Origin of the sequence: Paraburkholderia sp. GAS199 (assembly GCF_050436585.1) — a bacterium.
GTDB lineage: Bacteria > Pseudomonadota > Gammaproteobacteria > Burkholderiales > Burkholderiaceae > Paraburkholderia.
In genome coordinates this window covers 311,568-335,091 of sequence record NZ_JBNDMM010000006.1, presented here as the reverse complement: position 1 = coordinate 335,091, position 23,524 = coordinate 311,568, and the positions used below count along the sequence as shown (strand labels likewise).

Annotated in this window: 20 protein-coding genes; 7 read left to right on the top strand and 13 right to left on the bottom strand. The window is 64.4% G+C overall.

Translation table 11 applies throughout. The features are described 5' to 3' along the window. Positions 1-60 precede the first annotated feature (60 nt). The 5 genes from P3T18_RS23505 to P3T18_RS23485 all read right to left on the bottom strand — a co-directional run bounded on the left by P3T18_RS23505 (position 61) and on the right by P3T18_RS23485 (position 5,468). A complete protein-coding gene (locus tag P3T18_RS23505) occupies positions 61-1,752 on the bottom strand; it encodes a VWA domain-containing protein (RefSeq protein WP_429302357.1) in 1,692 nt (563 codons plus the stop codon). Next, positions 1,742-2,836 (bottom strand): vWA domain-containing protein, encoded by a 1,095-nt coding sequence (locus P3T18_RS23500; RefSeq protein ID WP_429302356.1) that lies wholly within the window; start codon positions 2,834-2,836, stop codon positions 1,742-1,744. Before P3T18_RS23500 ends, P3T18_RS23505 begins: the two co-directional genes overlap by 11 nt. Beyond that, entirely contained in the window at positions 2,823-3,413 is a 591-nt protein-coding gene (locus P3T18_RS23495) for a DUF4381 domain-containing protein (protein WP_429302355.1), read from the bottom strand. Before P3T18_RS23495 ends, P3T18_RS23500 begins: the two co-directional genes overlap by 14 nt. Beyond that, positions 3,410-4,384 (bottom strand): DUF58 domain-containing protein, encoded by a 975-nt coding sequence (locus P3T18_RS23490; RefSeq protein ID WP_429302547.1) that lies wholly within the window; start codon positions 4,382-4,384, stop codon positions 3,410-3,412. The genes P3T18_RS23495 and P3T18_RS23490 overlap by 4 nt, the downstream gene beginning before the upstream one ends. Positions 4,385-4,502: 118 nt before the next feature. Then, positions 4,503-5,468, bottom strand: a complete 966-nt coding sequence (locus P3T18_RS23485) for an AAA family ATPase (RefSeq protein ID WP_429302546.1) — start codon at positions 5,466-5,468, stop codon at positions 4,503-4,505. A 448-nt stretch (positions 5,469-5,916) separates the two neighbouring features. Between P3T18_RS23485 and P3T18_RS23480 the strand changes: the two genes are divergently transcribed. The 4 genes from P3T18_RS23480 (at position 5,917) to P3T18_RS23465 (ending at position 12,893) form a co-directional block, all read left to right on the top strand. Beyond that, on the top strand, positions 5,917-7,038 hold the full coding sequence (locus P3T18_RS23480) for a formylglycine-generating enzyme family protein (protein ID WP_429302545.1): 1,122 nt from the start codon (positions 5,917-5,919) through the stop codon (positions 7,036-7,038). A gap of 216 nt (positions 7,039-7,254) precedes the next feature. Then, complete coding sequence (locus tag P3T18_RS23475; RefSeq protein ID WP_429302544.1) at positions 7,255-8,325, top strand: HAD family hydrolase; 1,071 nt, start codon at positions 7,255-7,257, stop codon at positions 8,323-8,325. Positions 8,326-8,433: 108 nt separating this feature from the next. Then, on the top strand, positions 8,434-10,122 hold the full coding sequence (locus P3T18_RS23470) for an arylsulfatase (RefSeq protein ID WP_429302354.1): 1,689 nt from the start codon (positions 8,434-8,436) through the stop codon (positions 10,120-10,122). 245 nt (positions 10,123-10,367) lie between these two features. Further along, complete coding sequence (locus P3T18_RS23465) at positions 10,368-12,893, top strand: fused MFS/spermidine synthase (RefSeq protein ID WP_429302543.1); 2,526 nt, start codon at positions 10,368-10,370, stop codon at positions 12,891-12,893. Between the two features lie 45 nt (positions 12,894-12,938). Here P3T18_RS23465 and P3T18_RS23460 read toward each other — a convergent pair whose 3' ends face one another. From P3T18_RS23460 to P3T18_RS23450, 3 genes are all read right to left on the bottom strand, one after another. Next, positions 12,939-13,658: an ABC transporter substrate-binding protein gene (locus tag P3T18_RS23460; RefSeq protein WP_429302353.1), complete on the bottom strand. Its 720-nt coding sequence runs from the start codon at positions 13,656-13,658 to the stop codon at positions 12,939-12,941. Positions 13,659-13,824: 166 nt separating this feature from the next. Beyond that, complete coding sequence (locus P3T18_RS23455; RefSeq protein ID WP_429302352.1) at positions 13,825-14,244, bottom strand: DUF1801 domain-containing protein; 420 nt, start codon at positions 14,242-14,244, stop codon at positions 13,825-13,827. A 93-nt stretch (positions 14,245-14,337) separates the two neighbouring features. Beyond that, complete coding sequence (locus P3T18_RS23450; RefSeq protein ID WP_429302351.1) at positions 14,338-17,127, bottom strand: AAA family ATPase; 2,790 nt, start codon at positions 17,125-17,127, stop codon at positions 14,338-14,340. A 264-nt stretch (positions 17,128-17,391) separates the two neighbouring features. On the opposite strand from P3T18_RS23450, the gene P3T18_RS23445 reads away from it, so the two are divergent. Continuing rightward, complete coding sequence (locus P3T18_RS23445; RefSeq protein ID WP_429302350.1) at positions 17,392-18,066, top strand: HAD family hydrolase; 675 nt, start codon at positions 17,392-17,394, stop codon at positions 18,064-18,066. 24 nt (positions 18,067-18,090) lie between these two features. Here the strand turns inward: P3T18_RS23445 and P3T18_RS23440 are convergent, their stop codons facing one another. Continuing rightward, positions 18,091-18,471, bottom strand: a complete 381-nt coding sequence (locus P3T18_RS23440) for a TraR/DksA family transcriptional regulator (protein WP_429302349.1) — start codon at positions 18,469-18,471, stop codon at positions 18,091-18,093. 46 nt (positions 18,472-18,517) lie between these two features. Continuing rightward, on the bottom strand, positions 18,518-18,715 hold the full coding sequence (locus P3T18_RS23435) for a hypothetical protein (RefSeq protein ID WP_429302348.1): 198 nt from the start codon (positions 18,713-18,715) through the stop codon (positions 18,518-18,520). A 189-nt stretch (positions 18,716-18,904) separates the two neighbouring features. Here P3T18_RS23435 and P3T18_RS23430 point away from each other — a divergent pair, with 189 nt between their 5' ends. Further along, positions 18,905-19,234, top strand: a complete 330-nt coding sequence (locus P3T18_RS23430) for a DUF6566 family protein (protein ID WP_429302347.1) — start codon at positions 18,905-18,907, stop codon at positions 19,232-19,234. Between the two features lie 19 nt (positions 19,235-19,253). On the opposite strand, the gene P3T18_RS23425 is transcribed toward P3T18_RS23430, so the two are convergent. Then, positions 19,254-19,613 (bottom strand): host attachment protein, encoded by a 360-nt coding sequence (locus P3T18_RS23425; RefSeq protein WP_429302346.1) that lies wholly within the window; start codon positions 19,611-19,613, stop codon positions 19,254-19,256. A gap of 89 nt (positions 19,614-19,702) precedes the next feature. Further along, complete coding sequence (locus P3T18_RS23420; protein WP_429302345.1) at positions 19,703-20,653, bottom strand: aromatic alcohol reductase; 951 nt, start codon at positions 20,651-20,653, stop codon at positions 19,703-19,705. Positions 20,654-20,971: 318 nt separating this feature from the next. On the opposite strand from P3T18_RS23420, the gene P3T18_RS23415 reads away from it, so the two are divergent. Beyond that, positions 20,972-21,883 carry a LysR family transcriptional regulator gene (locus tag P3T18_RS23415; RefSeq protein WP_429302344.1) on the top strand — a complete coding sequence of 304 codons (912 nt, stop codon included), beginning with the start codon at positions 20,972-20,974 and terminating at the stop codon, positions 21,881-21,883. An 18-nt stretch (positions 21,884-21,901) separates the two neighbouring features. On the opposite strand, the gene P3T18_RS23410 is transcribed toward P3T18_RS23415, so the two are convergent. Continuing rightward, positions 21,902-23,440, bottom strand: coding sequence for a PLP-dependent aminotransferase family protein (locus P3T18_RS23410; protein WP_429302343.1), 1,539 nt, complete (start codon positions 23,438-23,440; stop codon positions 21,902-21,904). Positions 23,441-23,524 lie beyond the last annotated feature (84 nt).

The following is a 23,524-nucleotide window of genomic DNA, read 5'->3' as shown; positions in this document are numbered from 1 at the left end:
GCATGACGTAGCGCACGTATGCGAATGCAAGCGTGAAGGCATGCATCGACGCAAACCGGTTCATGGCGAACCCGCTGCATGAGTGCTCGCCGCTACCCCGCTTGCTGCATTTGCGTTGGCAGCGTTGGCAGCATCGGCACCTGCCGCATCGACATTCACCGCCCTGCTTCCATTCGCGGAGCCATCCGACTCCTGCTGGAAACGTTGCTGCAAAAATGCCGCCGGCGACGTGTTCAGATTGCGCATCCACACGTCCTCGCTGGGACTCGGCGCGCCCTGCACCACCACCGACGTGCCACGTCCTTTCTTTTTATCGACCTGTATCTGATCGGGCTGCTCCTCTTCAGGATCGGATTCGTTCTGCTGATCCAGGGCGAGCAGCCTCAGCAGCAGCGAACGGTTGGCGACGGCATCGGGCCAGCCTGGCTGAAGCGCGAGCGCGTTGTCGTACGCCTTGATGGCGGCGTGATAATCGTCGAGATGCGCGAGCGTGTTGCCGATGTAGAAATACGCCTGTGCGCTCTTCAGATGCGAAAAGCTGTCGAGCGCGCCGCTGTAGTCGCCGGCCAGATACTGCGCGCGGCCCTTCCACATAGGGTCGTCGAAACTGCGGGCCGCGCCCTTGTAGTCGCCATGCTCGAACTGCCAGCGGCCCTGCTGATCGTGCGTGGCGAACAGGTCGAGCCACTGCCAGCCGGCCGCCTGCGCGTGACGCGGCGCTGCGCCGAGCGCGAGCGCCAGCAGCACGACCGGCAGCCATTTGACGCTCCAGCCGCGCCGGAAACTCCATAACGCCAGCAGCAACAGCGGCAACACGAGCCAGTAACCGTTCTCCTTCCAGCGCGGCACGATCTTCGATTCCTCGGCCTGCGCGAGCCAGGCTTGCGCGCGGTGCTGAACCCACACCACGTCATCGTCGTCCGCGCGCATGCTGGCAAGCGGAATGTTGGCCGCGTCGGCCGCGTGACGAATGGCGCGGGCGTCGAAGCTGCCCTGCAACGGACGCCCTTGCGGGTCCATCGCGATCCGGCCGTCGGCATCGCGAATCGGCCCGCCTTCCTCGGTGCCGACCGCGAGCCACAGCAACTGGTGTCGGAGAGATTTCGCTTTCTGCACGAACGCGTCTTCCTGATCGGAATCGAAACCGTCGCTCATGAAGACGATCGTGCCCGCCGCCGGATCGTGCGCGAGCAGGCGCTCGGCGGCGTCGAGCCCGGCGGTGGCGTTCTTGCCGTCGCGCGGCATCAGTGCACTGGAAAGCGCCGGCACGAACAGTTCGAGCATGGCGGGGTCGTCGGTGGGCGGCACGACCAGATGACCGCTCGCGGCGAACACCACGAGGCCGGTGCGTGCACCCGCGCGTGCCCGTGCAAGATCGAGCAATTTCCGTTTGGCGCGTTCGAGCCGCGTCGGCGCGACGTCGGTGGCGTCCATCGAATGCGCGAGTTCGAGCACGACGACGAGCGGCGCCTTGTCCTGATTAAACGGCGGCCGCTCCTGCTGCCATGTCGGTCCGGCAGCGGCGAGCGCGCCGATGCCGAGCAGCAGACCCAGCGTGTGAACCGGCTGAAGCACACGGCGCTTCGTGTCGCCGACAATCAGATGCTCCAGCAACGCAGGCTCGATGAGATGACGCCAGCGCGCGCGCACATCGTTGCGGCGCAGCCAGACGAACGGCAGGCCCACGGCCGGAATCAGCAGCAACAACCACAGCGGACGTAAAAAATGAAACGCCGTCAGATCAATTTCCATGACCCGCTCCGCCGGTGATCAGCGCCTCTTTTCCTGCTTCGGTGTTCGTGTGCGGTGGTGCTTCATGCGGGGCTTCAGGTTGCGCTTCATGCGCCCGCTCACGCGGCGCGCGCAACACGGCGATCAGCAGCGCGAGCACGTGATACAGCGCGAAAATCGCCACGGCGGCGCCGACCGGTACCCAGTAATAGTCGCGCTGCGGCCGGTAGATTTCGCGCTTCACCTTGTTCGGCGTGAGTCTGTCGAGCGTGGCATACACATCGGCCAAGTCCTGTTGCTGTCCGAGAGCACGGAACGCGCGGCCGCCTGTGATCGCCGCAATGCGCGCGAGCGCGTCGAGGTCGACCTTATCTTCGCCGCTCGTATTCGGGTCGCCGATGCCGATGGTATGCACCACCAGCTTGTGCGCTTTTGCGATCCCGGCGGCGCGTTCGGGCGGAATCGTGCTGGCGGTGTCGTTGCCGTCGGTGAGCAGGATCAGCACTTTTTCCTGCGCCTGCGAAGCTGTCATCAGCTTCACCGTAAGACCGATCGCGTCGCCGATCGCCGTGCGTGGACCGGCCATGCCGGTTTGCATCTGATCGAGCAGCACTTGCACGGCATCGTGATCGAGCGTGAGCGGCGCTTGCGGATAGGCCGCGTCGCCGAACACCACGAGGCCGATCCGGTCGCTCGTTCGTTTCGCGATGAAATCCGCCACCACGCGCTTCACGGCGCTCAAACGGTCCATGCGCTCGCCGGCGGCGTTCACGAAGTCGCGCGTCGCCATCGAGCCCGACAGGTCGATGGCCAGCATCAGATCGCGCGCGGGTTCGTCGCGCACGATGGGCGCTTCGACATAGACCGGCTTCGCCGCGCCGGTCACGAGCAGCGCCCACAACAGCGGCATCAACAGAATCTGCACGACGTGACGGCGCAAACGCACGCCGCCGGGCGCGGGCTTTTCGCCGGCCGCGCCCGCCATCTCGTGAAAAAACGGCACACGTACCGCGGATGCCGTGGTGCGATACGCGGGCACCAGCCACACTACCAGCAGCGGCAAAGGCAGCAGCGCGAACATCCACGGAAAATCAAACTTCCACATGATGATGTTCGATCCAGTCTCTCGCCTGAGCGATGAGCGTCGCGGCATCGTGCGCCGAGATGGCCGCGACCTGTTGCGTCGGCGCGTAACTCGCGAGCGTCAGCAATGCGCCGCCGGTCGAGTCGAAGTTCGAAGCGTGGCGACCATGACGGCCATGCGTGCGTTGCAGGAAGTCGAGCCACTCGGCGCCGCTCAGTGCCGCGACTTCGTCGCGCGGTGCGACGGCGAGCGCGGTGCGTTTGAGCAGCCGGGGAATCTCCGCCAGACAGCGTGCGCGCTCGCCGGTGTCGGCCGCGACGTTCTGCATCGCGACGAGACTCGCCTCGATGTGCGCGAGTTCGGCCAGCGCGACGCGCCGATAGCGCTGCCGCCGATGACGCCGCCAAAGCAGCCACACCACGACGGCGAGCACGACCATCAGCAGCAGCGCCACCGCGACCCAGCCGATCGTCTGCGGCGCGTACGATACCGCGTCGGGCAGCGGCAATTCCTTCAGATCCTGCAGTTGACCGGACGCGTCGGGGCCGCGCAGAACGAGCTGACCCGCGCCCTGCGACGACACCAGCGGCGCGCTCACAAGCCGCTCCCATGCGCCGGCCGGGCGCGTTCGCCAAACAGGCGCCGCACCTGTTCGACAACCGGTTGCGCGGTGGAGAGCGCCATCAGCGGCACGCCGCTCGAACGCAGCAGCTCGGCCACCTCGGCCGTGCGTCCGGCAAACAGGCTCGACAGCGGCGCGCGCACGCGTTCTTCCTCGACGCGCAATTCCACCTGCAAACGTCCTTCGCTGACCACCAGCGCGCGATGCTGCGTACGCGGCTCGTTCAACAGATCGAAGGCCGGATCGAAAATCATCGCGGCGATCACGTCGTTATGCGCCGACAACTGGCGCAACAAACGCTGGGTGCGTTCGCCCGCGCCCGCGAAATCGCTGACGATACAGATCAGATGATCGTGACCGGCGAGTTGCAGCACGCCTTCGAGCGCGACGTCCAGCTGCGTGTAATCGGTGCGGGCTTCGCTGTCGGCACGCAGCGCCTGGTTCATGCCGGCCAGCGCGCCGAACAGCGTCTTGATGCGGCTGCGGCTGCGCAAGGGCTTCACGCGCACGATCCGGCGATCGTCGAACAGCACGCCGCCGACGCGATCGCCCGCGTGAAAACCCATCCATACGGCGAGCGCGGCGACCTCGGCGGCCACCACCGACTTGAACGCGCGTCGCGAACCGAAGAACATGCTCATGCGCTGATCGACCACGACCAGCAAGGGCCGGTCGCGCTCTTCAGTGTAGGCGCGCACCTGCGGCTTGCCGAGCCGCAGCGAGACTTTCCAGTCGAGATGACGCACGTCGTCGCCGGGGAGATAAGCGCGAATCTCCTCGAAATTCAGGCCGCGTCCGCGCAAACGCGAAGCATGGCCGCCCGACAGCACGCTCGACACCGGCGCGGGCGCGACGAAGCTCAGGCCGCGCGCCTGGAATTCGAGCCGCGCCAGATGCGCCGCGTCGACATACACGCGGCCGATGGCGGCCTGGGCAGATTCGGGCACCTCAACCACGGCATTCCCTCCGCGTCGATGCACAGTGCGACGTTAGCGACGTTAGCGACGTTAGCGACGTCAACGACCTTAGCGACGGCACGCCGGCACGGCGTGTCGACCTCCGGCCTCAGGCCGGCACAGCGACCTTTTCGATCAGACGGTCGATCACCGCGTCGGCGCCGACGTTCCCGGCGTTGGCGTCGTAAGACAGAATCAGCCGGTGACGCAGCACCGGATGCAGCACGGCGCGCACGTCGTCGGGTGTCACGAAATCGCGGCCGGCCAGCCAGGCGGCGACGCGGCTCGCGCGGTCGAGGCCGATCGAGCCGCGCGGACTCGCGCCGATCTCGATCCACTTGCCGAGCGTGCCGTCGATCTGCGCCGCATGACGGGTCGCGTTGACGAGCGAGACGATATACGCGTCGATGGCCGGCGCCACCGCGATCGCGCGGATCGCTTCGCGCACCGCGAAAATCACTTCCTGGCCGAGCAGTTCGGGCGCGTCAGCCGCCCGGATGCTTTCCGAGCGGAGCAACTGCAGCATCGCCGCCTCGCTCGCGGGCGACGGATAGCCGATCAGGACCTTGAACAGAAAGCGGTCCATTTGCGCTTCCGGCAATGGATACGTGCCTTCCTGCTCGATGGGATTTTGCGTCGCCATGACGAGAAACAGATCGGCCATACGATGGGTTTTTCCGGCCACGGAAATCTGCCGTTCTTCCATGGCTTCCAGTAATGCGGATTGCACTTTGGCCGGCGCACGATTGATTTCGTCCGCCAGAATCAGATTGCCGAATATCGGCCCCGGTTGAAAACTCAGCGAATGTTCTGTGCCGCTTTGCAATAGCGTTTCTGCGCCGGTAATGTCCGAAGGCAACAGATCGGGGGTGAACTGGATACGGCTCATGGTGGCCGCGAGACGCGTGGCAATGGCCTTGACGGTACGCGTTTTGGCGAGTCCGGGCAGGCTTTCGAGCAGCACGTGGCCGTCCGCGAGAAGCGCGATCAGCACTTGCCGCACCACGGCCTGCTGCCCGACGATCGCTTCATTGACCCCTGCCTCGAAGCGCAGAATGGTTTCGCGCATAGCTATTCATTTCCCAATGATTTCGTGTTGGTCGACTTGGGACTCAATGCTCGCCGCAGACACGTTAATGCACTCGCGTCGATCCGTCAAAGTTTCGCGTGTGCTCAAAAAAAGCGTGAAATGTCGCTGAAAAGTTGTTAGCCTGCATCTGACGAATTAATGACCGGCCTTCAACGTTATTCCGTATCGCTAAGTTTCTTCCGTGCATATTAGAACCAGTCTGCGCTGCGGAAGCGGCGGGACTGGCAGCTTTATCTGCCAGAGAGAAGGGATGATGAGTACACGAAAACGTGTGTCGGCCAAAGCCGCCTCTCCGGGCGGCACGTCGTCTTCCGGTCGAGGTGCGTCGAAAAGCGCTTCTGCCGGCGCCGCATCCACTTCTTCCACGCCGTCCACTTCGCAGTCACCTTCTCTCCGTTATCGCAAGCTCGCGCTCTGGGCCGTGCTTCTCGTCATGCTTCCTGCATGTATCGGCGCGGCCGTCAGTTGGGCGGTCGCTGCGCGCACGCCCGATCATTTCAAGGTGGTGTACGGCGACGGCACGCACGGGCCGCGCGGCATGGCGTGGGTGCCCGGCGGCGAATTCCTGATGGGCAGCGACGCAAAGCAGGCCCAACCCAACGAACGTCCCGCGCACAAAGTACGCGTGCACGGTTTCTGGATGGACCGGCATCACGTGACCAACGCCGAATTCCGCCAGTTCGTCGACGCCACCGGCTATGTCACCACCGCCGAGAAAAAGCCCGACTGGGACACCCTGAAAGTGCAATTGCCGCCCGGCACGCCGCGCCCGCCCGACAGTGCGCTGGTGGCCGGCGCGATGGTGTTCGTCGGCACCAGCCAGCCCGTGCCGCTGGAAGACTATTCGCAATGGTGGCGCTACGTGCCCGGCGCGAACTGGCGTCATCCGACAGGGCCGGATAGCAATATTCTCGGCAAGGACGATCACCCGGTCGTGCAGGTGTCCTACGAAGACGCGCAGGCTTATGCGAAGTGGGCCGGCAAACGCCTGCCCACCGAAGCCGAATGGGAGTTCGCCGCGCGCGGCGGCCTCGAGCAGGCCACCTACGCGTGGGGCAACCAGTTCGCGCCGGACGGCAAGCAGATGGCCAACGTCTGGCAAGGCCAGCAGGCGCAGGCGTTTCCCGTGGTCAGCCCGAAAGCGGGCGGCGCGCTCGGCACGAGTCCGGTCGGCACCTTTCCGGCCAACGGCTATGGCCTCTCCGACATGACCGGCAACGCGTGGCAATGGGTCGCCGACTGGTATCGCGCCGACCAGTTCCGCCGCGAGGCGGTCGCCACCCGCACCATCGACAACCCCGCCGGTCCGCGCGAATCGTGGGACCCCGCCGACCAGGGCGTGCCCGTCGATGCGCCCAAACGCGTCACGCGCGGCGGCTCGTTCCTCTGCAACGAAGCCTATTGCCTGAGCTACCGGCCGAGCGCCCGGCGCGGCACCGATCCCTACAACAGCATGTCGCACCTGGGCTTTCGTCTCGTGATGGATGAAGACACCTGGCAGCAGCCGGCCGCTCGCCAGGCATCGGCTCGGGCCGCCGCGGTGGACGGCGGTTGAGCAAGGCGTTCGTTCGTGCCGTTCATTTTCGTCATTGGTTCGGAGCGCTGATTTTTTCCGCAGTGGTTGCCGCGCCGGTTCACCGCCCGCGCGGCGCTCAAAGCAAGGGCATCGCGCAACACACGCAATTCGGGTGATCCGCGGTCACGCAACCGGAATGGAGGTCGCATGCAAGCGAACTGGCTGCAGGAACGGCGAAACCGTGCCGTGCGGAGCATGTTCGGTTCGGCGGGCCGCGTCGCGCGAGCCACCGTGACGGCCTGTGCCGCGATCGCCATCGCGTTGGGCGCGGCGGCTTGCGGCACGTCTTCCGGCAGCGCGGACAACCCTGCAAACAGCGACGCCGCGGCTCGCGCGAGCGCACAGGCCGCGGCGCTACCGTCGTGGCGCGACGGTGCGGCCAGAAAAGCGATCGTGGCTTTCGTCGCCGATGTCACGCGGCCGGGTTCGCCGCATTTCGTCGCGCCGGCCGAGCGCGTGGCCGTGTTCGATAACGACGGCACGCTGTGGAGCGAACAGCCGCTCTACTTCCAGTTCATTTTTCTGCTCGATCAGGTGAAGGCTGCCGCGCCGCAGCATCCCGAGTGGAAGAACAATCCGGCCTACCAGGCCTTGATGGCGAAAGACTACGGCGCGCTGGCCGCGCAGCAGAAGCAGTTGCTGCAACTCGTGGCGATCGCCAACAGCGGCATGAGCGTGGACGACTACGACAAAACGATTCGCGACTGGCTCGCCACCGCCCGTCATCCGAAACTGAACCGCCCTTACACGGATCTCGTGTATCAGCCGCAACTCGAACTGCTCGCCTATCTGCGCGCCAACGGCTTCAAGACTTACATCGTGTCCGGCGGCACGATCGAATTCATGCGGCCTTGGGTGGACAAGGTCTACGGCATTCCGCCCGAGCAGGTGGTCGGCTCCAGTCAGGTCGTGCAGTACCAGATGCGTGACGGCCACGGCGTGCTGGTCCGTCTGCCCAAAATCGATTTCGTGGACGACGGTCCCGGCAAACCGGTCGGCATCTATCGCAACATCGGACGCAAGCCGATTCTCGCCTTCGGCAATTCCGACGGCGATCTGCAGATGCTGCAGTACACCACCTCGGGCAACGGCCCTCACCTTGCCTTGCTGGTCCATCACGACGACGCCGTGCGCGAATTCGCCTACGACCGCAACTCGAAGATCGGCACGCTCGACAAAGCCTGGGACGAAGCGAACGCCGACGGCTGGATCGTCGTCAGCATGAAGGACGACTGGCAAACTATTTACCCGCCGCCGAAGCCGTAAGCCGGCGCGGGATATCGAGCCGCACGCGAGAAGCGGCGTTACGAGGCATGCCGGCGCAGGGCGCACACGCACCGGATGAACTGAAGTCAACTCCTTTGGAGCGACACGATGAGACAATTCTTGCGCAAGGGGCGCTACGCCGCTGGAGCGGGCGTGGTCGTGCTCGGCGCGTTTGCCGCGCTGGTTTTTCCCTCACTCAATGCGCCCGCGCAAACTCCCGCGCCCGCCAAACCCGCTGCCGCCAACAGCGCGCCGCAACAGCCTGCGCCCAAAGCGTCGGCCAAGCCGAACATCCTCGTGATTTTCGGCGACGACGTCGGTCAGGCCAACATCAGCGCCTATACGCGCGGCGTGGTGGGTTACAAGACGCCGAACATCGACCGGGTGGCCAACGAAGGCATGATCTTCACCGACTACTACGCCGAGAACAGCTGCACGGCCGGGCGATCGTCGTTCATCACCGGACAGACGCCCTTGCGCACGGGCCTCTCGAAGGTCGGCGCACCGGGCGCGCCGGTCGGTCTGCAAAAAGGCGACATGACGATTGCGCAGGCGCTCAAACCGCTCGGCTATGCAACGGGTCAGTTCGGCAAGAATCACCTCGGCGACAAGAACGAGTACCTGCCGACCAATCACGGCTTCGACGAGTTCTACGGCAACCTGTACCACCTGAACGCCGAGGAAGAACCCGAGCGTCCCTACTGGCCGAAGGACAAGAACGACCCTTACGTGAAGAACTTTTCGCCGCGCGGCGTGCTTCACAGCACCTCGGACGGCAAGGTTCAGGACACCGGCCCGCTCACCACCAAGCGCATGGAAACCATCGACGACGAAACCGGCGCGCACGCGGAAGAGTTCATCCGCAAGCAGGTGAAGAACGGCACGCCTTTCTTCGTGTGGATGAACTACACGCGCATGCACCTGTTCACCCACGTCCGGCCCGAATTCCGAGGCAAGAGCGGCATGCCCGGCAACGAGTACGCCGACGGCATGTGGGAACACGATCAGGACGTCGGCAAGCTGCTCAAGCTGCTGGACGACCTGAACATCTCGCAGAACACGATCGTGATCTACACGACCGACAACGGACCGAACCAGTTCTCGTGGCCCGATGCCGCCACCACGCCGTTCCGCAGCGAGAAAGACTCCAACTGGGAAGGCGCGTTCCGCGTGCCCGCGATGGTGCGATGGCCGGGCCATATCAAACCGGGCTCGGTATCCAACGACATGTTCTCCGGACTCGACTGGTTCCCGACCTTGCTAGCCGCGGCGGGCGATGGTGGCGTCAGGGACAAGCTATTGAAGGGCTGGACGCCGAAGGCCGGTGGAACAAGCTTTAAAAACCACCTGGACGGCTACAACCAGTTGCCCTATCTGACAGGCCAGACCACGAAGGACCCGCGAACCGAGTTCTACTATTTCGACGACGACGGCCAGCTGGTCGCCATGCGCTGGGATCAGGACGGCAACGCGTGGAAAGCCGTATTCTGCGAGCAGCGCGCCAAGGGCAATCTGAACATCTGGCAGGACCCGCTGGTGTGCCTGCGTCTGCCGAAAATCTTCAACCTGCGCATGGACCCCTACGAACGGGCGGATATCACCTCGGACCAGTACAACGACTGGGTCACGAAGAACGCCTACCTCACGGGTATTGCGACGATGAAGGCGTCGACGTTCCTGCAGACCTTCGTCGACTATCCGCCGAGCCAGCGGCCCGCCAGCTTCAGCGTGGACGGCGTGCGTCGCCAGGTCGACAAGAAGATCGACGAGTCTTTCCGCAAGCGCGGACTCGAATAGCGCGAGCCCTGCCCGCGCCCGCCGGTTGTGTCGAACGGCGGGCGCGGTCGCGCCACGGCTGTTTCATTTCTGCTTCAGCGCCTATCCCACACCATGTTCATCCGATGACTCACACGCTGGCAAACCGCGCCAAAACCGCTCGCCGCGAGCGTCGCCCCACCGAACCCGCGAACCCAACCGGACGCCCCCGGCCAGATACGCCGCCTGCGTCTGCGCCCGCTTCCGCGCTGCCGGTTGCGTGGCCGATGCTGCTGCTGTTCGCGTCGGGCGCGGCCTCGCTGGTGTATCAGGTATTGTGGATCAAGCAGCTTGCACTTGTGGTCGGCGTCGACGTGCTGGCAGTCACTACCGGCGTGAGCGCATTTTTCGCGGGACTCGCCGCGGGCGGCTGGCTGATTGGCCGCTATGTCGATCGCGCTGCAGACCACGCTGCCGACCACGCTTCCGACAACACTGACGGCCGTCATGGCACACCGCTGCGGCTCTATGCATGGCTCGAAATCGGCGTGCTGCTGCTCGCCGTTGCCAGCACCTGGCTGCTGCCGCGCGCGGCGGCGCCCTTCGCCGTGTTGCAGGACCGGATCGGGCCGCTGGCGTGGCTGCTGCCCTTCGTGCTGGTCGGCCTGCCGGCGGTGCTGATGGGCGGCACGCTGCCGGTTCTGATGCGCTCGCTGGGGCCTGCAGCGTCGCAGATGAGCCGCACCGGCGCGCGGCTCTATGCCGCCAATACGGCCGGCGCGATTGCCGGTACGCTCGCCGCGAGTTTCCTGCTGATTCCATGGCTCGGCGTGCAAGGCAGCGCGTGGGCCGCGGCCGCGGCGAACGGTTGCGCGGCGGCGCTGGCGCTGCTGCTTGCGCGCGGCGCTCATGCGTTGCCGGCTTCGCATGCTGCCGTGTCGTCCACGCCCATGACGCAGACTCCCGCCGAGGCGCCCGTCCAGGCCCGCCTCGCCCTTGTGCTCTACGCGATCGCCGGCGGCGTGGCGCTAGGCTATGAAGTGGTGTGGTCGCAGGTCATCGTGCAGTTCATCAGTACGCGCAGTTTTGCGTTCGCGGTCGTGCTCGCCACTTATCTGCTCGGCCTCGCGCTCGGCAGCGCGTTGGCCTCGCGTTTCGCCGACCGCGCGCGCGATCCGTGGGGCACGTTTGCGGCGCTGATCGTCACGGCGGGACTCGTTGCCTTGCTCGAAGTGGCCGTGCTGGGCGCGTGGCTGCCGCAATGGCAGAGCGCCGCTCGCGAAGCCGCGCTGAACCTCACGGGCAATCTGCTCGCCGCGATGTGCGCGGGTTTTGCGGTGGCGGCGCTCTGCGTGGTGTTCGTGCCCACGTTGCTGCTCGGCGCCGCGTTTCCATTCGCCTTGCGATTGAATGTGGATGCCCGTCATCCCGGCCGCGACGTAGGCGCGGTGGTCGCGCTGAATCTGGCAGGCGGTATTGCCGGCACCCTGCTCACGGGCTTCGTGCTGGTGCCTCGACTGGGCCTCGTGCGCACGCTCGGCGCGCTCGCGTTGCTCGCCTGCGTGCTGGGTCTGGTCGCCGTGCTGCGCGGCACGAACGTGCCACGCCGGCCACGCTGGCGCGTCGCGCTGCTCGCCGTGGCGACACTCGCCACCGTCGCCACTGTCGCTATTACGCCACCCGACCGGCTCGCGGCACTGCTCGCGCAAAGCCGCGGCGGCACGCTGGCTTTCTACGAAGAAAGCGCGGGCGGCACGGTTGCCGTGATCGAACAGCAGGCGAGCGGACGGCCATTTCACCGGCTCTATATTCAGGGCGTATCCAATTCCGGCGACACGCTCACCTCGCTGCGCTACATGCGTTTGCAGGCCCTGCTGCCGCTGATCGTCCATCGCGGCACGCCGCGCAGCGCGCTCGTGATCGGCCTCGGCACCGGCATCACGGGCGGCGCATTGCTCACGTGGCCGGGGCTCGACCGTCGCGCCGTGGCCGAATTGCTGCCCGCGGTGGTGCGCGCGTCGCCGCAGTTCAGCGGCAACTACGGCATGAGCACGGATGCGCGGATGGACATCCGCTTGCGCGACGGCCGTCGCGAATTGCTGCGCAATCCGGCGCGCTACGATCTGATCACGCTGGAACCGCCGCCGCCATCGGCGGCCGGTGTCGTCAATCTGTATTCGGAAGACTTTTATCGGCTGGCCGCGGCGCGTTTGCAAACCGGTGGAATCGTCGCGCAATGGCTGCCGTTGCCGACCCAGAACGAAGACGACACCCGCTCGCTGATCCAGAGCTTCATCCAGGTCTTCCCGCACGCCACGCTATGGACGACGGAGTTGCACGAGATGATGCTGGTGGGTTCCATGGAGCCGCTCGATCTCGACGTGCCGCAGATTCAGGCGCGTTTCGCGCAACCGCAGGTGGCGGCCGCGCTGCGGGAAGTCGGCATTGCGTCGCCGGCGGCGCTGCTCGCCACCTATATCACCGACCGCGCGGGAATCGCTTACTACGCCGCCGACGCGCGTGCCGTGACCGACGACCAGCCGCGCATCGAATACGCGACATGGGTGCGCCCGGACGCTTTTCCGACTACGCTCGCCCATCTGCTCGCGTTGCACGCCGAACCGCCTCTGCAACACGCCGACGACACCTTCCGCCGCGACATGCAGGCTTCGCGCGACGCCCTGCACAGCTTTTACGCGGCAGGCCTCGACGCCTACCACGGCGATCGCGAAGCATGGGCGCGCGACCTCGGCGACGCTCTGCGCTCGGACCCGGACAACGCGTATTACCGCTGGCTGGTCGGCGACCGATGACGCGTGACCGGCGCTCGTCCGGCCAGCTCAGTTGCGTCAGCCGCGTCAGTCGTTCGGCCCCGCCACCGCCGCGCCTTCGATGTGATGGCGGGCGAGCGAGTCCGCCACGAAGCCCGAGCGCTTCATCTCGTCGACGAAGCCCGACAGATAAGCGGCGGCTGCATCGCCACGCGCTTTCGGCACGCCCATGGCCTGACGGATCACCATGAAGCGCTGATCCAGCAGCCTGACGCTGCCCGCCGTCGCAGCGTCTTTTTCGAGTTGCTGCTTCACGCCGGCCGCCACATCCAGATGCTGATCGAGAAAGCCTTGCACGACCGCCGGCGAAGTCGGGATGCGCACCAGCGTGGCGTGATGCAATTCACGCGTGAGGAACAGATCGTAGGCACTGCCCTTGCCTACCGCGACCGTCACTCCGGTTCGATCCACCTCGTCGTTACGCGTGATCGGCGAACTGCTGCGCACGAGATAAAAACCTTCGATCAGCACATAAGGCGGCGTGAACGCGATTTCCTCGCCGCGTTTCGGATCGACCGCGAAAAAGCCGATATCCGCCTTGTCGTGATTGACGTTTTCGACCGAGTCGCCCGCCGACTTGACGGCCACCAGTTGCAAGGGCACGCCGAGCCGCTTCGCGAACTCCGTAGCCAGATCGACGGACACACCCACGGGTTTGCCGCTCGCCGGATCGAGCGTGGCGAGCACCGGATTGCCGAGATTGATCGACGCGCGCAGCGTGCCGGACGGCGCGAATATCGCAGCCATGGAAGCGGTTGAGGCGTTCATACCTGGTGTTTGGGTGGGTTGTGCGGTTTGTGCGGATGCCGCAGGAGCGAGAGTAACGAACCCGCAGGCGATCGTTCCGAGCACGAGGAAATTTGCCAGCTTGCGGCCGATGCCGCGCTGGCGCGTCCATGTTTGCCGTGACATGTCAGGCCTTTTCGCTCGCGCGCGCTTTCGCGCCGGCCGCTTTGGGCGCGTTTTTCTTCAGATGCTGGTGGTTGTAGTCGATGGCCGCGCGCACGAGTTTTTTCAGCGCGCGGGTGTCGACGCGGTCGCCTTCCAGAAAATCGATGGCGCGCCGGGCGTTGCCTTCGAGGCCGGCGTTGAAGAGCTTGTCCGGATCGTCGAGTTGCGCGCCGTGAGCGAAGGTCAGCTTGACCTTGCCTTTATGGGCGTTGGCCACCGCGATCATGCCGTCGCGTGACCAGACGGGACTGCCCATCCATTTCCATTCCTCGATGATCTCCGGGTCTGCTTCGAGGATGCATTTGCGGATGCCGGCAAAAGTCTTGCCGCGCCAGTCGGTAATGCCCGCGATCAGTTCGTCGATACGCTCGGATGGATTCATGGGTTTTATGCCTCTCGTTAAGGTCTTGTCCAGTCCCGCTTTGCACCTCCCTCATCATACTGCAACGCACTCTCCCGACGTCACAAGCGCGGCTTACGCCGGTGCCGCGCTGGCCGCTCCATCGGCGCTGTCCGCCGGTTTCTTCTTCGCGCGGCTCGCGGCGCGTTTCGGTTTGGCGGGTGCCTCGCCTCGAGCGAACTTCACTTCGTCGCTGTCTTTGTCGTAACTGACGTCCACGCTGTCGCCCGACTTCAGATTGCCTTTCAGAATCTCTTTGGCGAGCCGCGTTTCCAGTTCCTGCCGGATCTGCCGCTTCAGTTCGCGCGCGCCGAATTCGGGACGATAACCCGCGTCGGCGAGATGATCGACCAGCGATTCGTCCATCTTGAGCGTGATGTCCTGCGCGGCCGCCGTACGCACCACCCGTTCGAGCTGGATCTGCACGATGGAGCGGATGTTCTCGCGCGAAAGCCCATGAAACACGATCACTTCGTCGATCCGGTTGAGGAACTCGGGACGGAAATGGCCCTTGAGTACGCCCATCAATTCGCCGCGCAGCGCCTTCTCGTCGAGACGCCCGGTTTCGGGCTTCTCCAGATTGTCCATGATGATCGAGGCGCCGAGATTGCTCGTCGCGATGATGATGGTGTTGCTGAAGTCCACGACTCGCCCCTTGCCGTCGGTGAGGCGGCCGTCGTCGAATACCTGCAGCAGCACGTTGTTCACGTCCGGGTGCGCCTTCTCGATTTCGTCGAGCAGGATCACGCAGTAGGGACGGCGCCGCACGCGCTCGGTGAGCTGGCCGCCTTCGTCGTAACCAACGTAACCGGGCGGCGCACCGATCAGCCGCGCCACCGCGTGACGCTCCATATACTCGGACATGTCGATGCGAATCACAGCCTGCTCGTCGCCGAACACGGTTTCCGCAAGGGCCTTCGCGAGTTCGGTCTTGCCCACGCCGGTCGGTCCGAGAAACAGGAACGTCGCGATCGGCCGGTTCGCCTGACCGAGCCCCGCGCGCGAGAGCCGCACGGCGTCGCTCACGGCAACCACCGCGTCGTCCTGACCGACCACGCGTTCGCGCAGTTTGTCTTCCATGTCGAGCAGTTTCTGACGCTCTTCCTGCGTCAGTTCCGTGACGGGAATGCCGGTCAGCCGCGACACCACTTCGGCAATCGACGCCACCGTGACCTCAAGCGTTTCCGAGCCTGTCTTGCGCTGCCATTCTTCGGTCAGTTCATCGAGCGTCTTCTGTTTTTCGCCGATACGTTCCTCGAATTTCTTCGCTTCGTCATAGCGTTTGCGCGACGACGCATAGTCCTGTTCGCGCTTGAGTTGCGCGACTTCAGCTTCGAGTTCCTGCATGTGCGCGGGCCGCGAGGTCGCGCCGATACGCACGCGCGCCGCGGCCTGATCGATCAGGTCGATCGCCTTGTCGGGCAGAAAGCGCGAGGTGATGTAGCGATCGGACATCTCGGCGGCGGCCACGAATGCGTCGTCGGCGAAAGTGACCTGGTGATGCGCTTCGAGCTTGTCGCGCAGTCCGCGCAGAATCACGATGGTCTGCTCGACAGTCGGCTCGGGCACCAGCACGGGTTGAAAACGCCGTTCCAGCGCGGCATCTTTTTCGATGTACTTCTGATATTCATTGAGCGTGGTTGCGCCGATCAGGCTCAATTCGCCACGCGCGAGCGCCGGCTTGAGCACGTTGGCAATGTCGAGCCCGCCTTCGCCGCCGCCCTGGCCCGCACCGACGATCGTATGCAACTCGTCGATGAAAAGAATCAGCTCGTCGCGCTTCGCGGTCACCTCGTCGATCAACTGCTTGGCGCGTTCCTCGAATTCGCCGCGATACTTCGCGCCCGCCACCATCGAATTGATGTTCACCTCGACGAGCCGCTTGCCGCGCAGATTTTCCGGCACTTCGTCGTTGACGATACGCTGCGCCAGACCTTCGACAATCGCCGTTTTACCGACACCGGGCTCGCCGATCAGCACTGGATTGTTCTTCTTGCGCCGCGCGAGGACCTCGATAGTGCTTTCGATTTCCTGCGCGCGCCCCAGCACCGGATCGAGTTTGCCCTGCCGCGCCATCGCAGTGAGATCGCGGCCGAACTTGTCGAGTGTCGGCGTGTTGGTGGGCGCGTCCACGCGGCCGTCTTCCGCGCCCTTGCCGACCACTTTCACCACTTTCTGCCGCAAGGCTTCCGGCGTGACGCCATATTTCTTGAGCAAGGTGCCGGCAATACTGTCCGGCACCGCCGCGAGTCCGATGAGAAGATGCTCCGGCCCGACGTAGGAATGACCGAGGTCGCGCGACGCCTGAAACGCGAACTGGAACGCCTTTTTAAGGCGCGGAGAAATGGTCATTTTCTCGATTGGCGTGTCGCTGCCGTCGGCACTGCCGGCCGTGCCCCTTTTTGCGTGCTGGTCGATATAGTCCTTGATGTCTTGCGGCGAGAGCTTGAGTTCCTTGAGCAGCGCGGCGCACACGTCCGCATCGGCGAGGACGTAAAGCAGATGCTCGGTGTCGAGTTCGTTGCGCTGCAATTCGTGCGCCTTTTCTGCGGCGCGCTGCAACAACTCCAGCGTCTGCTCGCTGAAAGCATCGGTCGCGTCGACGGATTCGCGCGGGACTTCGGCGGCGTAGCTGTCGTTGTCGTCCTCGTCGTAGCCGCCATTCGAATCGCCCATTGCACCGAAGAAACGCGACAGCCCGCCGCCACCGAGCAGCGAATCGAACGGATTCACCATGCTCTGATGACGCATCAACTGGCGGTAGTCGTAATCGCAGATCGACATCGACTTTCGCTCGCCGTTCTGAACGACAGTGACACGAGCGACGGCGGGACGGGCATGACAGATTTCGCAAAGGGCGGGCATCGGATCACCTTTTCTCGACGGAGGGGAAAAGCGCTGACATGACGAATGGCATGACGACAGGCGGCTTGCGCTTAATTCTATGAAGCGATCGACGCAAGGGAGATATTGGTTTTTCCGATGATCCGCCAGCGACGAAGTGATCGTCACTATCGCGCGTTGGGCTCGCGAATTATTTTCTGTTCGCACGCCGATTTGACGCGCGCTTGCCGACCCTGCATTCTTGCAAGGTGGTCGATTCCGCAATCGTTTTCAACGGAGCTCTGGATGCGCATACAGACGTCGTTCCTCTTCGATCTCGACGGCACACTCGTCGACAGCGTTTATCAACATGTGCTCGCATGGAAAGAGGCGCTCGACAGCGAAGGCATTCCGCTTTCGGTGTGGCGCATTCACCGCAAAATCGGCATGAGCGGCGGCCTGTTCACCAATCAGCTTCTGCGTGAAACGCACGCCGACATCAGCGTCGAAATCGGCGAGCGGCTGCGCGCGGCCCATGCCGCCGCGTACCAGCGTCTGCGCAATCAGGTTTGCCCTTTACCGGGCGCGCGTGACCTGCTTGCCGCGCTTACGCAGGCCGGCACGCCGTGGGCCGTGGCCACCAGTGGACGCATGGAAACGGCCGCGCTGAATCTGGAGGCGCTCGGCGTCGACCCCGCGCAGGCCGTCGTGGTGACGCGCGACGATGTCAAATACGCCAAGCCCGATCCCGATCTGTTCATTGCCGCGGCGGCTCGCCTCGGCGTGCCGATCGAACAGGCGGTCGTGGTCGGCGACAGCATCTGGGACATGCTCGCGGCGCAACGCTGCCGCGCGCTGGGCGTGGGGCTGCTTTCGGGCGGTTACGGCACCGAGGAACTCGAACGTGCGGGTGCGCTGCGCGTCTACGACGACCCGGCCGACCTGCTGATTCATCTCGACGAAGTGGCCTCGCGCCCCTGACCTTAATCCGACGTTAATCTGATGTTAGGCGCCCGCCTCGCGGCGCTCCTGCTCCGCGACGGTCAGGATCGCCTCCGGCATGACTTCGAGGCGCGCCTGCGGAATCGGGTCGCCACTTTCGTCGGATAGACCGTAAGTGCCTTCGTCGATTTTTTGCAGCGCGCGCACGATATCGCCGATGCGTTGATCGTTCACGTCGTTGAGCGACTGATCGATTTCCTTCTGCGCGAGATCCTGCGCGCCCTCCTCGTATTCGTGCGGCTCGTCGCCGTGCAACTCTCCTGCTGCGCGCTCTTCGTCGAGCGTGCCCACCTCGCCGCCCACCAGTTCCTGGCGCAGCGCCTGCAGCCGCGCACGCTGACGCGCGATGAATTCGGCGCTCAGGCCACCCGTTTGCTTCGACATGTTCTCCCCCTCATGGTGTGTCGGTCGCCGCGCAGAAGCGCGGGCGTCATGCACCCAGTTCCTGAAAGACGTGGCCATTGGCGGCTAGTCCTTTCAGCAATTCGGGTGTCAGTTCACTCTGCGCAACCGGCCCTGACAATTGCCAGTCGCCTGCGTCGGCGAGATCGGGCAGACCGGCGCCGCGCTTCACATAGAGGCCGAGCGTGGGCTTCTTCAGATTAATGTAGAAGTCGAACTCCTGCATAAGTCGCACCTCATGCAAATGAACATTCTGTCAGCATGGCTGATCAATTCGTCATACGAACCGACGCCACAGGTCTTTAAGCGATGCGTCTTCATGGCGGCTTGTCTATAGTGACGCTATGAGGTGATTCTATGAGCAACCCGTAGAAAAAGCAGAGAGGCTACGGACCATTCATTCAGGGAGAAATCGATGTCTGAACGCACAGTCTCTTATGGCGGCTTCGAAATCGTCGTGCGCACCGAACTCAATGCGCGGGGCGCGTGGATCGCCCCGGTCAGCCTGAAGAACGGCACGGAAACCGCCGTCGACGTTCGTCCCATGACGGTTCAACCCGAATGGCTCACGGAAGATGAAGCGATTCGCGACGCCGTCGAATGGGGTCAGCGATACATCGACCGCAATCTCGATGCCACACAGCCGCACTCATGGGTGGAAACGCGCGCTCGCGCGGAAAACTGGTTCCGCGACGAGCAGGAACACGCGCAAAAAAAATCCGGCAATCCCGACGCAGTGACTTGAATAACATCCGGCAGCAAGATCAGTGCCGCCGTAGATGTGCCTCGATTTCGCGGGTACTCAGCGCCGATAGGTCTTCGCTGATCTGCTCAAAGATCAAACGGCGTGTGTCTTCGCTCAGATCCGTGCGCACCATGCCGAGAAACTTCGGTTCGATGGCGAGTCGCAGGCGGTTGTACTGCTGGTGCAGCCGCCCTTCCTCCAGATATTGCGCCACGCGTTTGGCGAATTTCTCGCGATCTTTCTCGGTCAGCATCGTGCCGGTGGTTTCGTCGTTGACGAAATCTTCGACCTCCTGCAAGTCGAGCGTCAGCCCTGCCGTCTCGAACACGCGCGCACGGCCACCGTCGGCCACCACCAGCCACGTCGCTTCGACCATCATGCACCTCCAGCCAGGTAGGCCCGCATGGTTTGTTCGAACGGTGCGGGCGAATCTACTCAAGATAGCAGTCAGGTGAGCTACGCCCAAGGTCAATTTTGGGGAACCGGGTGGCGGTTCGATGCGAGCAGATTGGTGTGCATCCAGGCTTCGAGGTCGCTGACCGCTAAGCCACGCTGCGCGTTGAAAGTGTGCGCTTTATCCCACGCCACACCGACACCCTGCGCAAAGACCGCACGATATTTGCGCAGCGGATTGCCGGGGTCGCGCGCGAGTTCTCCTGTCAATTGCGGCACGCTCCACGTCACGCGGTGCACCGTGAGATCGAGCATCGCGTCGAGCGCATCCGCGAGTTGGCGGTACGTCACGGTATCGCCCGCCACATAGACCACTTGCCGGGCAATGCGCGGTTCGGCGAACACGATCTCCGTGGTCAGCGCGCCGATGTCCGCGGCGGTCGTCACCGTGACCGCGGTGTCCCAGCTGCCGAGCGCGTGGACCGTGGCGTTAGCGAGGTCCACGACGCCGAACGACGGTTCGAACAGAAAGCTCGTGAACATGCCGGTCGACACGATCACCCATTCGGTGGCGTCCTGCGAGCGCAGCAACGCGCGCACGTCGAGTTGTTCGTCGAACAGATCCTGCGGACTGCCGCGGCCGATCGCGTCGTAGTCCACGCCGAATTGCCACGGGAAATAACGCGGCACGCCGGCAAGCAGGACTGCCTTTGCGATCTTGAGTTGAACTCCGCTTCCGCCGACGAAACCCGTGCAGGAAATGACCGTTTCGAAGCGACCGAATACGCCCGCAAGCGCATCGACCGATTGCGCGGCGAGATCGCCCGGCACCAGTTCGACACCGAGCGCGCGCAACTCCGCCATGTCTTTCTGCTTGCCGGAACCTTGCGAATCGATCGTGGACTGGCGTACCAGCACCGCGAGCGCCGTGCCGCCGCGCACGCGAGGATGTCGCGCCAGACTGCGCAGCATCGCCATGCCGAGTTCGCCGGCACCGAGAACGAGAATGGATCGATCTTGCAACATGATGGTTAGCCCTCCAGTACGTGAAAACAGTGGGCGGCCGCGCCTCTTTGCGCGACTCGCCGTCATCGGCGCGTGGCTTCCCCGGGCATTCCCGGAAACGAAGTGGCCGGACGAATCGCAGTCTAGTGCTGCGGGCACGCCGCATTGTTCGTCGTGGCGAAATTGAGAACGCGTAGGCCACGAACGAACCGCGAACGATCCGTGGGTTGCACGACATGCCGGATGCGCGGCGCTACCTGTAAGATGAATGCGCCTTCGAATCGCCTCATCACTACGACCCAACGCCGCTCGCGGCGAGCATGCACAGGTACGCATTTCATGGACAAGCTGCAAGCGATGACCATCTTCGTGCGCGTGGTCGAAGCGCAAAGCTTCAGCAAGGCCGCGCAGACACTGTCGATGCCGCGTTCGTCGGTCACGACCACGATCAAGAATCTCGAACGTCATCTGGGCGCCGTGCTGCTGCGGCGCAGTACGCGCACGCTGAGCGTGACCGAAGCGGGCGAACGCTATTACGCGTCGTGCCGCGCCATCCTGTCGGAAATCGAGCAGGCGGAAAGCGGTCTTTCAATCGAAGCCAGCATGCCGCGCGGCCGCGTACGCGCCGACATGCCGGGCGTGATCGGCCGTGCGCTGGTCATTCCAAGGTTGCGTGAGTTCGAGCAGCGTTTTCCCGGCATCGAACTCGTACTGGGTCTGAGCGACCGTCCCGCCGACCTGATCTTCGACGGCATCGATTGCGTGATCCGAAGCGGTGAGTTGACGGACTCGACGCTCGTGGCGCGACGGGTCGGACAACTGAACTGGATCACGTGTGCATCGCCGCGTTATCTGAAAGACCATGGCGAGCCGGAAAGCGTCGACGCGCTTGGCGCACATCGAACCATCAACTATCTTTCGAACGCGACAGGCCGCCCGCTCGACTGGCGCTTTCAGGTGGACGGCGAGGCGCTCACGGTGCCGATGCAAAGCCGCTTTGCGGTGAACGAAACCGAGGCTTATCTGCAGTGCGCGCTCGAAGGTCTGGGGCTCATCCAGTTATCCGAGTTCGTCGCCGCGCCGTATCTGCAAACGGGGCGTCTGCGCGAAGTACTCGCCAACGCAAGATGCCTGCCCGTGCCGGTTTCCGTCGTCTATCCGAACGGTCGGCATGCGAGTACGGCCACGCGCGTTTTCGTCGACTGGATCACGGAAATCTGTCGCGAACACGCTGCGCTCGCCACGGCTTGAGATGAGCGAGATTAGCAATCAACGCGCGAGTTTCATCGCGTCGAGCACGCGCGCTAATCTGACGACGCCCTTGCCGATCGCGTCGGCGTCGACCGCGGCGAAGCCCAGCACGAGACCCGGCGGCACAGGACGCTCGAAGGCGTAATACGAGAGCGGCCGCGTTTCGATGCCCGCCGAGGCCGCACGCGCGGCGACCAGCGTGTCGTCGGTTTTGAGCGGCAGGAACGCGGGCGTGTCGAGTCCCGTGGTGATGCCGGGCGTGTCGAGCACGCCGCCGAGGTGCCGTTGCAACGCATCTTCGAGCGCCTGTGCGCGTTCGCCGTACAGCAGGCGCATGCGGCGGATATGCCGGCCGAAATGCCCTTCGGCGATGAACGCGTGGAGGATGGATTGCTGGTCGAGCGCGACGTGGCGCGCACTGAGCGACAACGCGGCGACGAACGGATCGACGAGACGGTCCGGCACGATCGCATAGGCGATGCGCAGCGCCGGGAACAGCAGCTTGCTGAACGTGCCGCAATAGATCACATGACCGTCCGAGTCGAGACTCTTGAGCGCCGCGAGCGGGCGGCCCGCGAAACGGAATTCGCTGTCGTAGTCGTCTTCCAGAATCAGCGCGCCCTTCTCGCGTGCCCACGCGAGCAAGGCGAGCCTGCGCTCGAGCGCGAGCGGCGGACCGAGCGGCGCCTGTCTGCCGGCGGTCACGTAGGCGATGCGCGCATGCGATGCGTGACGGCGCGCCCAGTTCACGTCCATGCCGTCGGCGTCCACCGGCGCACCCACGATACGCGCGCCCGCCGCTTCGAAAACGAATCGTGCACCGGGATAACCGGGGTCTTCCATCAGTACGGTGTCACCGGGATCGAGCAGCAAGCGCGCGCTCAGATCGAGCGCCTGCTGCACGCTGCCGAGCATCACCACGTTCAGGCCCGAGCAGGCGATGCCGCGCGCGGTTCGCACATGCTCGGCAATCGCTTCGCGCAGCGGACCATAGCCCTGCGCTTCGCCGTCGGTCAGCATGTCGGTGCGAAAACGCCGCGTGCGTCGCGCGGCGAGTCTCGACCACAGCGCAAAGGGAAAGGCCGTGAGATCGGGCTGGCTCGGACGGAATGCGAGCGCAGGCACGGCGCGCCCTTGCACCTGAAATGGCGTGCGCGCGAGCAGCCGTCCGCGCGCGGAAAGATCGGGGATGGCGGGACTCCACTCGGCGTGCGCGTCTGCGCTGGTTCGTGTCGCCTCTCGCGTCAGCGCGCGTGGCGGCGCTTTGCGCCTTGCCGGCGTGAGACGCCGCTCGGGCAACTCGGTGGCAACGAAGCTGCCTCGCCCCACGGCGCCCGACACATAGCCTTCCGCCGTCAGTTGCGCGAATACGCCGAGCACCGTGCCGCGCGAAATCACGTAGCGTGCCGCCAGATCGCGCGTGGCCGGCAGGCGGCTGCCGGGCGCAAAGCGGCCGCTCAGGATCGCGCCGCGAATTTCGTCATACAGCCACTGCTGGAGCGACACCCCTTCCGGCCGGGGCGCCAGCGCGATCTCGATGTCTTTGGCGCGTCGCACGGCTTCCTCTAAATGGCTCAGTCAGTTCGTCGATATTGGCTCTTTATCGCCGCCAATATGATAGCTAATCTGCGTTTCATGACG

Bases quoted from the DNA above. Each gene is read 5' to 3' on its own strand.
- P3T18_RS23450 (WP_429302351.1), bottom strand. From the start codon at position 17,127: ATGCCCGCCCTTTGCGAAATCTGTCATGCCCGTCCCGCCGTCGCTCGT.
- P3T18_RS23435 (WP_429302348.1), bottom strand. From the start codon at position 18,715: ATGCAGGAGTTCGACTTCTACATTAATCTGAAGAAGCCCACGCTCGGC.
- P3T18_RS23460 (WP_429302353.1), bottom strand. From the start codon at position 13,658: ATGGCTGCGATATTCGCGCCGTCCGGCACGCTGCGCGCGTCGATCAAT.
- P3T18_RS23425 (WP_429302346.1), bottom strand. From the start codon at position 19,613: ATGATGGTCGAAGCGACGTGGCTGGTGGTGGCCGACGGTGGCCGTGCG.
- P3T18_RS23430 (WP_429302347.1), top strand. From the start codon at position 18,905: ATGTCTGAACGCACAGTCTCTTATGGCGGCTTCGAAATCGTCGTGCGC.
- P3T18_RS23465 (WP_429302543.1), top strand. From the start codon at position 10,368: ATGCTGCTGCTGTTCGCGTCGGGCGCGGCCTCGCTGGTGTATCAGGTA.
- P3T18_RS23420 (WP_429302345.1), bottom strand. From the start codon at position 20,653: ATGTTGCAAGATCGATCCATTCTCGTTCTCGGTGCCGGCGAACTCGGC.
- P3T18_RS23470 (WP_429302354.1), top strand. From the start codon at position 8,434: ATGAGACAATTCTTGCGCAAGGGGCGCTACGCCGCTGGAGCGGGCGTG.
- P3T18_RS23455 (WP_429302352.1), bottom strand. From the start codon at position 14,244: ATGAATCCATCCGAGCGTATCGACGAACTGATCGCGGGCATTACCGAC.
- P3T18_RS23440 (WP_429302349.1), bottom strand. From the start codon at position 18,471: ATGTCGAAGCAAACGGGTGGCCTGAGCGCCGAATTCATCGCGCGTCAG.
- P3T18_RS23480 (WP_429302545.1), top strand. From the start codon at position 5,917: ATGCTTCCTGCATGTATCGGCGCGGCCGTCAGTTGGGCGGTCGCTGCG.
- P3T18_RS23500 (WP_429302356.1), bottom strand. From the start codon at position 2,836: ATGTGGAAGTTTGATTTTCCGTGGATGTTCGCGCTGCTGCCTTTGCCG.
- P3T18_RS23445 (WP_429302350.1), top strand. From the start codon at position 17,392: ATGCGCATACAGACGTCGTTCCTCTTCGATCTCGACGGCACACTCGTC.
- P3T18_RS23475 (WP_429302544.1), top strand. From the start codon at position 7,255: ATGTTCGGTTCGGCGGGCCGCGTCGCGCGAGCCACCGTGACGGCCTGT.
- P3T18_RS23505 (WP_429302357.1), bottom strand. From the start codon at position 1,752: ATGGAAATTGATCTGACGGCGTTTCATTTTTTACGTCCGCTGTGGTTG.
- P3T18_RS23415 (WP_429302344.1), top strand. From the start codon at position 20,972: ATGGACAAGCTGCAAGCGATGACCATCTTCGTGCGCGTGGTCGAAGCG.